Genomic DNA, 14,357 nt, shown 5'->3' with positions numbered 1-14,357 from the left:
ACCCGTACGAACGCGGTGTCATCCGTACGAACACAGCGCGACCAGAGTGGCTGCGCACATCGACGGACCGTGCGCGATGCCGGCGCGACGACCCTCGTCACCCCGCCGAATCAGAACGATCACGCCCGCTGCCGCGGTGCCGATCGGCGCGAGCAGCGCTGCAAGTACCCAGCAATCGGGTCCGCCCAACGCCGCCGCAGCGCCGAGGCCGACGGCAAGTTTCACGTCCCCGGCACCGAGGGAGTGCGGTGCCATGACGTGGAGAAGCAAGTACGCCACTGCCAGTATCGATCCCCCGACGACAGCAGCGCGGACTTGACCGAGGGCCGAGCCGTAGCCGACCACCGCCAGCGCACCGGGCACAGTCAGAACGTTCGGCAGCCGGCGTTCGGCGATATCGACAATGGACAGAGAGAGGCACCAGATCGTGAGGGCCAGCATTGCGAGCACCAGTTCAGGCTGCTCGAATCTCGGGTCGAAAAGTGCGCGGTAGCAACATCTGTGGATAGATCGGACCGTTGTGAACAACGCGACTTTCACACGTACTGTACGAGACCGCTATTACAACGCCGCGGCCATCGCCGCCTTGGGCGCCGGTTGTCCGGTGAACTGCTCCACCTGGCCGAACGCCTGGTTCAACAGCATCTGCAATCCACTGACCACCGTCGAACCGGCTGCGTCGCAGGCCTGCGCCAGCGGCGTCGGCCACGGGTTGTAGATCGCGTCGAGTACCACCGGAGCTCGCGCGACCGACGACGCGATTGCGGCAGCCGCATCCGCGGGGACTGTGCTGACCACTGCCTTCGCCCTGCCGCAGACATCGGCCACCGCATCGGGATCCAACCCGATCACCTGCGCGGTCATGCCCAAGTGCTCGGCGAGATCGAGTGCGCTCCCGGCCCGATCGGCGCTACGGGCAACGACCGTGACACCACTCGCACCGAGTTCGGCCAATGCGATCAACGCAGGTCGGGCGGTTCCACCTGCACCGATCACCACCACATCGGCGTTGTGCAGACTGTCGACGCCGCCGTCGTTCAAGGCCCCCCGAACCCCGTCGACATCCGTGCAGTCCGCCCGCCAACCCGATTCGGTACGCACCAGAGTGTTGGCGGATTCCGCGAGGACTGCCCGTTCACTCCGCTCGTCCGCGAAACGCAACGCAGCAACTTTGCCGGGCATGGTCACCGACAGCCCCACCCATTCGGGGCCGAGTCCGGACACCAACCCGGGCAGTGCCTCGGCGTCGCATTCGATCCGGTCGTACGTCCAGCCCGTCAGCCCCAGCGCCGCGTAGGCCGCGAGATGCAGCTGTGGCGAGCGGGAGTGGGCAATCGGACTGCCCAGCACCGCTGCCTTACGGTCAGCGACCACTCTCGAGGATCCCGCTGTCGTTGGCCCGCTCGATGTTGCGCAGGTGCTCGTCGTAGTTGTCGGTGAACAGCGTGGTGCCCTGGTTGTCGATCGTGACGAAGTACAGGAAATTACCCGGTGTGGGTGCTTCCACCGCCTTGAGCGCATCGATGCTCGGCGCAGAGATCGGCGTCGCGGGCAGACCGGGGCTTGCATAGGTGTTCCACGGTGTCACCTTCTGCCGATCGGCATCGGTGGTAGCTACCTCGGTCTGATCCAGCGAGTAGTTCACCGTGGAGTCGAACTGCAGCGGCTGGTTCACCGCAAGGCGGTTGACGATCACTCGAGCGACCTTGCCGAAGTCTTGCGGCAAGGATTCGCGCTCCACCAGCGACGCAGCCGTCAACTTCTGATACGGCGACAGGTTTCCGTCGGCCTTGTCGCTGTTGAGGATGCCCGTCTGCTCGTACTTCGAGGTGCTGTCGGTGACCAGTTGCTTCAAAATGTCCTTGGCCGACAGACTCGGATCGAAGTTCAGTGAGCCCGCAGCGATCAGGCCCTCCAACTGGCGATCGCGGTCCGGCACCTTACGAACGTTGTCCGCCGCCCAATCCGGAACGCCCAACGACGCCAGGTCCGTGCTCGCGCCCGCAGCATTCAAATCGTCGTAGGACACGCATTTCTTGGTGGCGCCCTCGTTGATGCAGCTTGCGGCCGCGATCTTCCGGTAGATGCCTTCCTTGGTCGCGCCGGTCTTCACGTCGCTGGAATCATGGAGCTGGCGACCCTCGGAGAGCACCACCTCACCGACGCGCGAAGACGGATCGACCAGGGCCGCAACAGCTTTCGCAGCCGGAACCTTGGACGGAACGGAATAGAAGCCGGGCTGAACCCCGTTCATTGCGGTGTTCTTCACGGCAGCCTCGAAGAAGGCGGACGCACTCGCCGTGACGCCTTTGCTCGCCATCTCGGTTGCGATCTGGTCGGCGGTGTCGCCGTCCTTCACCTGCACGATCACATCGTCGCCACCGGCGCCGGTGAAGTCTGCCGCAACCTCGGGCCGGTCGAAGTACCTGACCGCGGCATAGGCAACCGCGGCACCGAACAGCAGGACGACCGCCGCCGCGATCGCCATGATCGCGCGGCCGCGCTTCTTGCGAGCGGTGGCCTTGGCGCGACGGGAACGACTCCGCGTACGTGGCGGGACTGCCGCTGCTACCGGTTCGGGGTCCGGCTCGGCTGCTGCGTAGTGCTGGGGCTCGGCAAGATGCTCGGCGCGGTCGTAGTCGTGATTCGACGACTCGTACTCGTATCGGCCGTTCTCGTTGCCGTGCGAGTCGTCGGCCGGAACGCCGTAGTGGTCGTCGTAGTGCTGGGCACGTGGCGGCTCGTCGTAGTGCTCGTCGTATTCGGGCTGCCTGTGCTGAGGCTGCGCATAGCCGGAATGGTCATACCGCGGCTCGTCGTACTGCTGCTGCCCGTGGTCAGGTTGCTCGTACTGGGGCTGGTCGTAGTGCTGCTGGTCGTACTGGGGCTGCTCGTACTGGGGCTGCTCGGGAGCGTAGTAGTCGGTGCGCCCGTAGTCCGAGTGCCTCGGCGCCTGTTCGTATCGCGCCTGTTCGTATCGGTGGCCGTCGTCGTAGTGCGGTTGCTGCGGCGGCACATCGTCACGTCGGTGGCCGCCCTGGTACGGCTGCTCGGGTGCGTCGTACTCGCGCCAACCGGTGTCCTGGCGGAGGTCGGGTCGGTCGTGCTCGCTGTCGCGGCGCTCTGTCGGCGTCCAACGGTTGTTCACAGATCGTCCCTTGCCTTCGTCGGCAGCGCCTTTGTCGACACTGCCTCGGTGTGAGTTGCGTTGCGTGCTGCCACTGCGCTTCGTTCGTCCAGCCAACCCTGCAGAATCGATACCGCCGCTGCCTGGTCGATCACATTTCGCTGACCTTTTGCCCGCACACCACTTGCTTGCAAAGCGCGCGTTGCTGACACCGTAGTCAACCGCTCGTCCGAATAACGAATTGGTATCGGTGCGAGTAGTTCACGGAGTCGATCCCCGAACCGCGTCGCGAGAACCGCCGCCTTGCCGTGTTCACCCCGGAGGGTCTGCGGCAGGCCGACAATCACCTCGACGGCCTCATACTCCACCACGATCTCGGCAATACGTCGAATATCGGACGCGTTTCTCGAATCGTCCTTTGTTCGCGCGACGGTTTCGACGGGCGTCGCGAGGATCCCGTCGGGGTCCGACGACGCGACGCCGATACGGACACTTCCGACATCGATTCCGATCCGCCGCCCCCGCCCCGGGTCGTCGTCGCCGGGCCTGTCGGGTCGCACGCTCACGTTTGTCGACCCTCGATCAGCTACCGGCAGCAAGCTCGGCGACCCGGGCGCGGACGGCGCTCAGACCTGCATCTATGCCCGACGGGTCGGATCCCGATCCCTGCGCCATCTCTGCTTTTCCACCACCGCGACCGGAGATCGCGGGGCCGAAGCTGCCGACCAGCTCGCCTGCCTTCACGCCCAGGTCCTGGGCGGCCTTGTTAGCGGAGACAACGAACGGCACTTTGCCGTCCGCGGTGCCGAGAAGCACTACCACCGCGGGATCGGAACCGAATCGGCCGCGGATGTCGGTTGCGAGCGTCCGGAGGTCGTTTCCGGTCACGCCGTCCGGGGCCGCAGCGGCCACCAACTTCAGCGCACCGAGGCGCTCGGCCTTCTCGACGTACCCGCTCGCGCCGGACAACGCTGCGTTCATCCGGGTCTTGTCGAGTTCCTTTTCCGCCACGCGGAGCCGTTCCACCAACTGCTCGACGCGTGCGGGCACTTCCTCCGACGGCACCTTCAACGACGAAGCCACGCCGGCCAGCAGTGCCCGCTCCTTCGCGAGGTATTTATAGGAGTCGAGTCCGACGAAAGCCTCGACTCGTCGCACACCCGAGCCCACCGACGATTCGCCGAGGATGGTCACCGGACCGATCTGCGACGAATGCTGCACGTGCGTACCGCCGCAGAGTTCCATCGAGAACGGGCCACCGATTTCCACGACGCGGACCTCGTCGCCGTAGTTCTCACCGAAGAGCGCCATCGCGCCCATCTCCTTGGCCTTCTGCAGATCGGTGACGAAGGTGTTGACCGGGAAGTCGGCGCCGACCGCGTCGTTGGTGACGACCTCGATCTGGTCCCGCTGCGATTCGGTGAGACCGCCCTGCCAGTTGAAGTCGAAACGCAGGTATCCCGGCTTGTTCAGCGACCCGGCCTGCACGGCGTTGGGCCCGAGCACCTGACGCAGGGCAGCGTGCACCATGTGGGTGCCGGAGTGACCCTGCGTCGAACCGTGGCGCCACTGTGGATCCACCTGTGCGAGCACGACGTCGCCCTCGGTCAGCTGACCTTCGTCGACAGTCACCTTGTGGACCCAGAGCTTCTTGGCGATCTTCTGGACGTCGTCGACGGACGCGCGGAGACCCGTTGCCGTGAGCGAACCCTGATCGGCGATCTGACCGCCCGACTCCGCGTAGAGCGGGCTGCGATCGAGAATTACCTCGACCGACTCCCCCGCCACCGCCGTCGGAACCCGGACGCCACCGGAGATCAGCGCCAGCACGGTGGCTTCGGAATTCAATTCCGCGAATCCGGTGAACTCGGTAGGTCCGCGGTCGACCAGTTCCTTGTAGACGGTCAGATCGGCGTGGGCGTGCTTGCGGGCCTGCGCGTCGTCCTTGGCCCGCTTGCGCTGCTCGGCCATCAACGATCGGAAACCGTCTTCGTCGACACTCAGCCCGGCTTCGGCTGCCATCTCCAGGGTGAGGTCGATCGGGAAGCCGTAGGTGTCGTGCAGGATGAAGGCCTGCTCTCCGGAAATTACAGCGCCGCCTCCACTTGCTGTCTTGGCTTTCACGTCGTCGGCGGCACCTTCGAACAGGCGCGACCCCGACGTCAGGGTCTTCAGAAACGCCGTTTCCTCGCCGACGGCAACCGTCTCGATACGCGTGAAATCGGTTGCCAGCTCCGGGTACGACGGCGACATCTCATCACGCACAACGGCGACCAACTCACGCATCGTCGGCTGCTCGGCACCCAGGAGCTTGGCGGAGCGCACGATCCGACGCAGCAGCCGCCGAAGCACGTAACCGCGGCCGTCGTTGCCGGGGTTCACACCGTCGCCGATGAGCATGACGGCCGTGCGCGCGTGGTCGGCGATGACGCGGAAACGCACGTCGTCCTCGTTGTTCACGCCGTAGGTGCGGCCGGTCAGCTCTTCCGCCTTGGTGATAACTGGGCGGACGAGGTCGGTCTCGTAGACGTTGTCGACGCCCTGCAGCAGGAATGCCACTCGCTCGACACCCAGGCCGGTATCGATGTTCTGCTTCGGCAGCGGACCCAGAATTTCGAAGTTGTCTTTCGATGTGCCCGCCCCGCGCTCGTTTTGCATGAACACGAGGTTCCAGATTTCGAGGTAGCGATCTTCGTCGGCCTCGGGGCCGCCTTCGACGCCGAACTCGGGGCCCCGGTCGTAGTAGATCTCCGAGCACGGGCCACACGGGCCGGGAATTCCCATCGACCAGTAGTTGTCGGCCATGCCGCGGCGCTGAATGCGCTCGTCCGGTAGCCCGGCGATCTCCTTCCACAGCTCGATCGCCTCGTCGTCGTCGAGGTAGGCGGTAGCCCAGAGGCGTTCGGGATCGAAGCCGTAGCCGCCGTCCTCGACGCTGTCGGTGAGGAGACTCCACGCGAACGAGATGGCTTCACGCTTGAAGTAGTCGCCGAAGCTGAAGTTGCCGGCCATTTGGAAAAACGTGTTGTGACGCGTGGTGATGCCGACGTTCTCGATGTCGCCGGTGCGGACGCATTTCTGCACACTGGTTGCGCGATCCCACGGCGGTGTCTGCTGACCCAGGAAGTACGGCACGAACTGGACCATGCCTGCGTTGACGAACAGCAGGTTCGGGTCGTTGAGGATCAGCGATGCGCTGGACACCTCGGTATGCCCGGCCCGGACGTAATGGTCCAGAAAGCGACGTCGAATCTCATGGGTCTGCACAACAGTTCAGGTTACCGGTCGTGGACTTGCTACGACCTTCCGCCACCGAGTTGCCATCGGTTGCGATTCCTACCGGTATCCGGGAGGAATCTCACGGAATCAGCGATTCCCTACCGGCCGCGAATAATCCTGCGCAGCTTGCCGATACGGATGGCGAGTCCGCGCTCAGATCCGTGCTCGGTGGGCTGGTAGTAGTCCACGCCGACCAACTCGTCCGGCGGATATTGCTGCGGAAGAACACCATCCGGGTCGTCGTGCGGATATTTGTAGCCCTGCGCATTGCCGAGCTTCGCGGCACCTGCATAGTGCCCGTCGCGCAGATGCGGTGGTACGGCTCCAGCCTTACCAGCCGCGACGTCGGCCATCGCCGCGCCCAACGCCGCAACGACCGAGCCCGACTTCGGCGCCGTCGCAAGGTGAATCGTGGCCTGCGCCAACGCAAGTTTGGCCTCGGGCATGCCGATCATCTGCACCGCCTGTGCCGCAGCCGACGCGGTTTGCAGTGCCATGGGATCTGCCATCCCGATGTCCTCGCTCGCGTGCACCACCAAGCGTCGCGCAATGAATCGCGGGTCCTCGCCCGCCGTGATCATGCGGGCCAGGTAGTGCAGTGCCGCGTCGACATCGGAGCCGCGGATCGACTTGATGAACGCGCTGGTGACGTCGTAATGCTGGTCGCCACCCCGGTCGTAGCGGACGGCCGCCTTGTCGACGCTCGCTTCCACCAACTCCAACGTGATGTCGCCGTCGAGGCTGGACTCGGCAGCCGCCTCCAGCGCCGTCAACGACCGGCGCGCATCTCCCCCGGCAATCCGCACGATGTGCTCGATCGCGTCGTCGGAGATGGTGTAAGTGCCGCCGTAGCCTCGTTCGTCGGACAATGCGCGGGCCAGCAACGTGCGAATGTTGTCTTCGGTCAGCGGTTGGAGTTGCAGCACCAAGGATCGCGACAGCAACGGTGACACCACCGAGAACGACGGGTTCTCCGTCGTTGCTCCGACCAGCAGCACTATCCGGTTCTCCACGGCCGCGAGCAATGCATCCTGCTGGGTTTTGGAGAACCGGTGCACCTCGTCGATGAACAGCACTGTCTGTTCGCCGGCGGTGAGCCTGCGCCGGGCAAGGTCGATGACCGCCCGCACATCCTTCACGCCCGCCGACAACGCGGACAACGCCTCGAATCGGCGGCCGGTGGACTGCGAGATCAGCGACGCCAATGTGGTCTTTCCGGTTCCCGGCGGGCCGTAGAGCAGCACCGATGCTGCACCCGACCCCTCGACCAACCGGCGAAGCGGTGCGCCCTCGCCCAGCAGATGCTGCTGCCCCACCACCTCGCCCAGCGACGCCGGACGCATCCGAACGGCGAGCGGCGCCCCGGAAATCGGCGCGCGGAAGCTGTCGGCGCCCGCCGCCTCGACCGGTTCGGACGGCGGATCGAACAATCCGTCGGTGTCGCTCACGATCGGAAACGCTACCGGCGCGGTCCGACGTGTCGATTCCGCGGATGGTTGTTCGACGCATTGTCGTCGTCCGCAATACTGCGGACGACAGGATCCGAGGACGGGAGCTGCGATGCGCCACATGATCGTGTTCAAGGTGGACGAGTACTACGACAACACCAATCCGCCGCCCCCCGAGTTCGTCGCCAAGATGGGCGCCTACATGGACCAGGCCAACAAGGCCGGCGTTCTCCTCGCCACCGACGGGCTGAAGCATCCACGCACAGGTACTCGGATCACGGTGACCAACGGCGAACGGAAGGTCACGGACGGGCCGTATGCCGAGGCGAAAGAGGTGATCGCCGGGTTCGTTATGGTGGACGTCAGATCACCCGAGGAAGCCGTCGAGTGGGCGAGCAGATTCGCCGACATCTTCGACGACGTCGAAGTCGAGGTTCGGCCCATCATGGAGCTCCAGGATTTAGAGCCTAAGGATTTAGAGCCGCAGGATTTCGAGCCGCACACCTGACCGGCCTCATTCGGCCGGCGACTGCCAAGTGGACGCGCGTCCCATCACCAGGCTTTCGATCAGATCGGACAGTGCGTGGTGGTCGTTGACGCCTGCTTCGAGCGTCAGGCGCAGGTTCCGTGACGCAGGATCGTCGGTCCAGGTGGAGGTACCCAGATTCTGGAACTGCGCATGCCCCGGCGTCTGGTCGAAGTAGCCGTCCAAGCCGCGTGCCGCATACACCAGCGCGACCTCGTCGTAGGCGGGATCGTTCTTGGCGACGCCTGGCAGGCCGACATTGTTGTCGGAGAAGCCCATCCGTACGGGGTGATCGGCCGCCAGCTTGTTGTAGGCGTCGCCGGCAGGTACTCGCCACCCCTCCTCGTTGCCGATGATGATCTTCGGCGTATCAAGGCGGTCCAACTTCGCGAACACATCCTGCGTCAATCCGGGATACCAAGCCAGCGCGTTGTACTCGGCTCCGGTACCCGCGCCGGTCGACGCGTGCTGTGACACGGTGAGCGGGAAGAAGGCGTTCGGCGGATCGTTGTTGTACTCCGCGTTGTAATACACGAGATCGTCCGCCGTCACGGGCTTTCCGAACGCGCCGATCATCATCACGAAGCGGCTCACCTTGGCCCGCACCAGATCCATACCGCTCGCGGGCGAGTAGGCGTCCGGTCCGGAATTCAGCAGTGCCTTGATGTTGTAGAGCTGACCGGTCGTCAGGATGGTGACGCTGTGATCCTGCTCGCCCGCCAGCAGTTTCCGGTAGAGGCTGACGCTGTCGGGCACCGAATCGATGGTCTGCGGATGCCAGCCCGCATAGTGCGCGGCGATGGTCCGGCTGGCCGGGAACAGACCGTTCGCCAATTCGGACGAGGGCCGCACGAAGCGGTCGTACCCCAGATCCGACGGATCTTCGAACGTGCCGATCGGAATTCGATGTCCGTACCAGCGATCGAAGATGTCCATGACTTCGACGTTGCTGGGCTCCGGCATGGTCGACATGAAGCCGAGCAGGTCGATTTCACCGGCCTGATGCAGGTTGTGCGCCATCGCCAGCGCGCTGAAGTCGCAGGGGTCCGGGCCCACGTCACCATCGAAGATGACCTTCGGCACTTCCCGCACCGTCGTGTCGGAACCCGGTGCGGCCGATGCGATCCCGCTTCCGCACGCGAGAGTCAGCACGAACGAGGCCACAGCGAGTCGAGTCGCGATGCTGCGCAGATCGGTCACGACGACAGAGTAGGTGTGACGGATGTGCTGTGATGGTAAATCGTGACGGTCACCGATACCCATCGCAGCATCGACGCGGTCTGGCGAATCGAATCGGCGCGCGTGATCGCCGGTTTGACCCGGATGGTGCACGACGTCGGGCTCGCCGAAGAACTGGCGCAGGACGCGTTGGTTGCCGCCCTGGAGCAGTGGCCGGAGCAGGGCGTTCCGCGCAATCCCGGCGCCTGGCTGATGACCACCGCGAAACGCCGAGCCATCGACCGATTTCGGCGCCAGGAACGCCTCGACCGTAAACATCAGGAAATCGCGCACGATCTCGAGATTCAGCAGGCAAGCGACGGTGCCGACGTGGACGCCACGCTCGACGGGCAGATCGAAGACGATCTGCTGCGGCTTATGTTCATCTCGTGCCACCCCGTCCTCAAGACCGAGGCGCGGGTTGCGCTGACGCTGAAGTTACTGGGTGGCCTCACGACCGGTGAGATCGCCCGCGCATTCCTGGTATCGGAATCGACTGTCGCACAGCGCATCGTCCGAGCGAAACGCGCTCTTGCTGATGCCGACGTCCCATTCGAAGTGCCTGCAGCCGACGAACTTCCCGCCCGCCTGGCATCGGTACTCGAGGCCATCTACCTGGTGTTCAACGAGGGCTACTCGGCGACCGCGGGCGACGATTGGATGCGCCCGGAACTGTGCGCGGAGGCACTGCGGCTCGGTCGCATCCTTGCCGGGTTGATGCCGACAGAGGCCGAAGTGCACGGCTTGGTTGCCCTGATGGAGATCCAGGCGTCGCGCACCGCTGCCCGGACCGGCCCGTCGGGCGAGCCGATCCTGCTGCTGGATCAGAACCGCGGGCGGTGGGACCACCTGGCGATTCGACGTGGTCTCGGCGCCCTGGAATCGGCCGAGTCGCTGGCGCCGGTGCGTGGCAACTACGCGATGCAGGCCGCACTCGCCGCGTGCCACGCCCGGGCTCGCACTCCAGAAGACACCGATTGGGCGCGGATCGCGGCGCTCTACGCAGAACTCTCGGAGCGGGACAATTCGCCCATCATCGAGCTGAATCGTTCCGTCGCACTCTCGATGGCGTTCGGCCCCGCCGCGGGCCTGGAGGTGGCGGATCGATTGGTCGCGGACGGCTCGTTGAGCGGATATCACCTGCTCCCGAGCGTGCGCGGCGACTTCCTTGCCAAACTCGAGAGATACGACGAGGCACGAGCGGAGTTCGAAAGCGCGGCCGCGCTGACGAAGAACGAGCGCGAACGGACCTTGCTGCTCGCGCGCGCCGACGACTGTCGAGCGCGGGCCCTGTAGCCGGATCAGGTCCCGGCGCGCCGACGCGTGGATGGGTAGGGTTCGCCCGCAAGAGAGCGAAGACCATCGATCAGCAAGGGGGCCGCTGATGCCAGCGCGCATGTCCATCGCCGAGTCAATGCTCGACCGTCGCCGATTTCTTTCCGCGGTCGCCGGACTCGCCGCCGCTGGTGCCGTCGCGGCATGCACGCGAACGACGGACGAGCCGAAGGCGCCGCTCACACCCGACCTGTCCGGCGCCGACGACGCCATCCGCCCCCAAGACGACTTGTTCCGTCACGTCAACGGCAAGTGGTTGAACGACTACACGATTCCCGCCGACAAGTCGCGCTTCGGCGCATTCGACGAACTCGACGATCAAGCGCAGGAGAACCTTCGCAAAATCATCGAAGGCATCAATTCCGCCGATTCCGGATCCGATGAACAGAAGATCCGTGATCTGTACGGCAGCTACCTGAACACGGCAGCGATCGACAGGGCCGGAACCCAACCGATCGCCGACCTGCTCGATGCAATCACCAAGGCGCAGAACAAGTCCGACCTGATCACGGTGATGGGGACGATGACAACCGGTGGCGCCGTCGGTCTGATCGAATTGGACGTCTACCCGGACGCCAAGAACCCCACCCGATACGTTGCCAACCTTGCGCAGTCGGGCATCGGCCTGCCGGACGAGTCGTACTACCGCGAACCCGACTACGCTGAACAACGCGACAAGTACCGGACGTTCGTCGACACCATCGGCCGACTCGCGGCTCTACCCAACTCCGCAGGCATCGGTGACCGCGTGCTCGCGATCGAGACCGCCATCGCCGCCGGCCATTGGGACAACGTGCGGACCAGGGACAGCGTTGCCACCTACAACCCGTTCCCGTGGGATCAATTGCCCACTCTCGCTCCAGGTTTCGATTTCGAGACCTGGGCGAAGTCGGTGGGTGGAGACGCGACGAAGTTCGCTACGGTCATCGTCGCCGAGCCGTCGTTCCTCACCCACGTCGCGGGTGTGTGGACCGCGACGGACATCGAAGGTCTGCGCGATTACCTGCGTATCAGTGTGATTCGCAGCTATGGCGAATACCTGGCGAAGGATATCGCGGACGCGAAGTTCGACTTCTTCAGCAAGACCCTCAAAGGTGTTCAACAACAGCCGGATCGGTGGAAAGAGGGCATCACCACGGTCGACAAGTTGCTCGGCGAAGCGCTGGGCAAGAAGTACGTGGCTGCCCACTTCCCCGCCGACGCCAAGAAGCAGGCCGACGACTTGGTCGGCAATCTGCTTGCCGCATACAAGAACAGCTTCGACACCTCCGACTGGATGACCGAACCGACCCGCAAGGCAGCGATCGAGAAGCTCGGCAAGATCACGACCAAGATCGGCTACCCCGACAAGTGGCGGGACTACTCGAAGCTCCAGATCGAGAAGGACAAGATCGTCGCAAACGTCCGGGCCGGCAACAGCTTCGAGAGCGCGCGACAGCTCGCGAAACTGGGAACGCCGGTGACCAAGGACGAGTGGCAGATGACGCCACAGACCGTTAATGCGTACTACGACCCCAGCTACAACGAAATCGTTTTTCCGGCCGCGATTCTGCAATCGCCCTTCTTCAGCCCCGATGCCGAACCGGCGATGAACTACGGCGGCATCGGCGCAGTGATCGGGCACGAGATCGGGCACGGCTTCGACGATCAGGGATCGACCTTCGACGGTGACGGATTGCTACGTGACTGGTGGACACCCCAGGACCGAGCGGCATTCGACACCAAGACCAAGGCCTTGATCGCCCAATACGAAGCGCTGGTCCCTGCTGGGCTGGCACCGACACAGCACGTCAACGGTGCACTGACGATCGGCGAGAACCTGGCCGATCTCGGCGGTCTGTCCATCTCGTTGGCCGCGCTGAAGATCGCCGAGCAGAAGGCGGGCAACACCCCGAAGTTGCAGGACGTGTTCCTGTCGTGGGGTCGTATCTGGCGCGGAAAGGAACGCAAGGAAGCACAGATTCAGGGGCTGGCAACCGATCCACACTCGCCGACGGAGTTCCGCTGCAATCAGGTGGTGCGCAACGTGCCCGACTTCTATGCCGCATTCGACGTCAAGGCGACCGACAAGGAGTTTCTACCGGAGCAAGATCGGGTCAGGGTTTGGTGAGGCTCAAGGTTTGGTGAGGCTCAAGGTTTGGTGAGTCGCTGCGCTTCGATGGCCGTTGCGACGCCGTGCGCGAACTCGGCGATGTCCGCCCGACCCGCTTCGTCTGCGGACGTGCCGAGCGTGTCCCATCGCGAAATCAGTGCGTCGGAGCGCGGAACCGAGAGTCGATGCTCGCGGACGGCAGCGATCCGGGTGTGATCGTCGGGCAGGAACCAGTAGGTGGTCAGCCAGACCCACACCAGTTGCGCCTCCAGAATCTTGGCGCGCAGCAGGTCGTTGTCGACGAGTTGCGGCCACATTCCGACCACCTCGGCACGCCATGCCTCGATCATCGCCTGCGCGCGATCGCGCGACAGGTCGTAGTAGCAGAGACATCCGGGGAACGAGACCAGCGCATAGGCGATGTCGAGTGTGGCGTCGCGGAACCCACCCCACTCGTAGTCGAGGAACCGAATGCCGTCGTCGTTCACGATCACGTTGTCGGGGCATAGATCGGACGGGCTGAACGCACGAAATCGGCCACCGCCGAACAGCCGCGATGCGTGTTTGGCGAACTCGTCGAGCTCGACCGGCACGGTGACACCGACGTGTTGCTTCAGGAGTGCGGGAACTGCGCTGATCGCTGCCGTCGCCTGAGCCGTGATCGCTTCGGTCTGATGAGCAACCTCGGCGCGCCGCATCAGGGCGGTGAAGTCGTGTTCACGTCCGACCGTTGCAGCATGCAATCGGCCGAGAGCCTGTGCGAACGCCATCAACGAATTTCCCGCGGCCGGCTCCACCGAATTCTGCAGAACTGTCGTCAGCCGGGTGCCCCCGACAAGGTCGCTGAGGATGAGCAGCCGCGCGTCCAGATCGTGCGCGAGCAGGTCGGGTCCCGGTCTGTTGACCTGAGCCAGCGCGGTCGCGAATTGGTACGACACCGCTTCGTGCAGAAACGCCGAGTCGATGCTCCCGATGCCTGGTTCGGCTCCGAAACCGTCCAACGAGTCGAGCGCACCGTCGCTGACCTGCTTCACGATGAGGGTGCGCGGAAGTGAATATGCGTTGTCCGCCACCCGAACTCGGAGGACGATTGTGCGACCACTTCCGCCCAACTCGACTGGATCGACGAGTTTGACGGGTGCGCCCATTCGTTTCGCCAGCAGCAACTCGGCTGCGGCCACGACCTCGGCTGTGCGTTCTGCCAAAAGTGCGGTCATCGGAGTCCAACCTACCTGTCTCGATGTCGAGTGTGCGCGCTACGCAATCCCCTGCTGCGGTGACCAGCACCGATCTCAGGTTGCAAATTCGTAACCGTTGGGTGACCACGGCTCG

General features: G+C 64.4%; 11 protein-coding genes. 3 read left to right on the top strand and 8 right to left on the bottom strand.

All coding sequences use genetic code 11. The features are described 5' to 3' along the window. Positions 1–18: 18 nt before the first annotated feature. The 6 genes from FOY51_RS08900 to FOY51_RS08875 form a co-directional block, all read right to left on the bottom strand. Positions 19–441, bottom strand: a complete 423-nt coding sequence (locus tag FOY51_RS08900; protein WP_149430042.1) for a prepilin peptidase — start codon at positions 439–441, stop codon at positions 19–21. A gap of 120 nt (positions 442–561) precedes the next feature. Next, complete coding sequence (locus FOY51_RS08895) at positions 562–1,374, bottom strand: shikimate dehydrogenase (RefSeq protein WP_235916204.1); 813 nt, start codon at positions 1,372–1,374, stop codon at positions 562–564. Further along, complete coding sequence (gene mltG / locus FOY51_RS27530; protein WP_149429849.1) at positions 1,364–3,148, bottom strand: endolytic transglycosylase MltG; 1,785 nt, start codon at positions 3,146–3,148, stop codon at positions 1,364–1,366. Before mltG ends, FOY51_RS08895 begins: the two co-directional genes overlap by 11 nt. After that, a complete protein-coding gene (ruvX, locus tag FOY51_RS08885; protein ID WP_149429848.1) occupies positions 3,145–3,693 on the bottom strand; it encodes a Holliday junction resolvase RuvX in 549 nt (182 codons plus the stop codon). The genes mltG and ruvX overlap by 4 nt, the downstream gene beginning before the upstream one ends. A 16-nt stretch (positions 3,694–3,709) precedes the next feature. Next, positions 3,710–6,394, bottom strand: coding sequence for an alanine--tRNA ligase (gene alaS, locus FOY51_RS08880; RefSeq protein ID WP_149429847.1), 2,685 nt, complete (start codon positions 6,392–6,394; stop codon positions 3,710–3,712). Between the two features lie 110 nt (positions 6,395–6,504). Further along, positions 6,505–7,854 carry a replication-associated recombination protein A gene (locus tag FOY51_RS08875; RefSeq protein WP_371830426.1) on the bottom strand — a complete coding sequence of 450 codons (1,350 nt, stop codon included), beginning with the start codon at positions 7,852–7,854 and terminating at the stop codon, positions 6,505–6,507. A gap of 112 nt (positions 7,855–7,966) precedes the next feature. On the opposite strand from FOY51_RS08875, the gene FOY51_RS08870 reads away from it, so the two are divergent. Beyond that, positions 7,967–8,362 carry a YciI family protein gene (locus tag FOY51_RS08870; RefSeq protein ID WP_149429845.1) on the top strand — a complete coding sequence of 132 codons (396 nt, stop codon included), beginning with the start codon at positions 7,967–7,969 and terminating at the stop codon, positions 8,360–8,362. A 6-nt stretch (positions 8,363–8,368) separates the two neighbouring features. On the opposite strand, the gene FOY51_RS08865 is transcribed toward FOY51_RS08870, so the two are convergent. Further along, complete coding sequence (locus tag FOY51_RS08865) at positions 8,369–9,580, bottom strand: nucleoside hydrolase (RefSeq protein ID WP_187776246.1); 1,212 nt, start codon at positions 9,578–9,580, stop codon at positions 8,369–8,371. 42 nt (positions 9,581–9,622) lie between these two features. Between FOY51_RS08865 and FOY51_RS08860 the strand changes: the two genes are divergently transcribed. Both FOY51_RS08860 and FOY51_RS08855 read left to right on the top strand, forming a co-directional pair. Beyond that, complete coding sequence (locus FOY51_RS08860) at positions 9,623–10,894, top strand: RNA polymerase sigma factor (RefSeq protein WP_235916203.1); 1,272 nt, start codon at positions 9,623–9,625, stop codon at positions 10,892–10,894. An 88-nt stretch (positions 10,895–10,982) separates the two neighbouring features. Then, positions 10,983–13,043, top strand: a complete 2,061-nt coding sequence (locus FOY51_RS08855) for a M13 family metallopeptidase (RefSeq protein WP_235916202.1) — start codon at positions 10,983–10,985, stop codon at positions 13,041–13,043. 20 nt (positions 13,044–13,063) lie between these two features. On the opposite strand, the gene FOY51_RS08850 is transcribed toward FOY51_RS08855, so the two are convergent. Further along, a complete protein-coding gene (locus tag FOY51_RS08850; protein ID WP_149429842.1) occupies positions 13,064–14,242 on the bottom strand; it encodes a phosphotransferase family protein in 1,179 nt (392 codons plus the stop codon). Between the last annotated feature and the right edge of the window lie 115 nt (positions 14,243–14,357).

Origin of the sequence: Antrihabitans cavernicola (genome assembly GCF_008297975.1) — a bacterium.
Classification (GTDB): domain Bacteria; phylum Actinomycetota; class Actinomycetes; order Mycobacteriales; family Mycobacteriaceae; genus Antrihabitans; species Antrihabitans cavernicola.
Note: the sequence above shows the minus strand (reverse complement) of the source record. Positions and strands in the feature narration are given on the sequence as shown.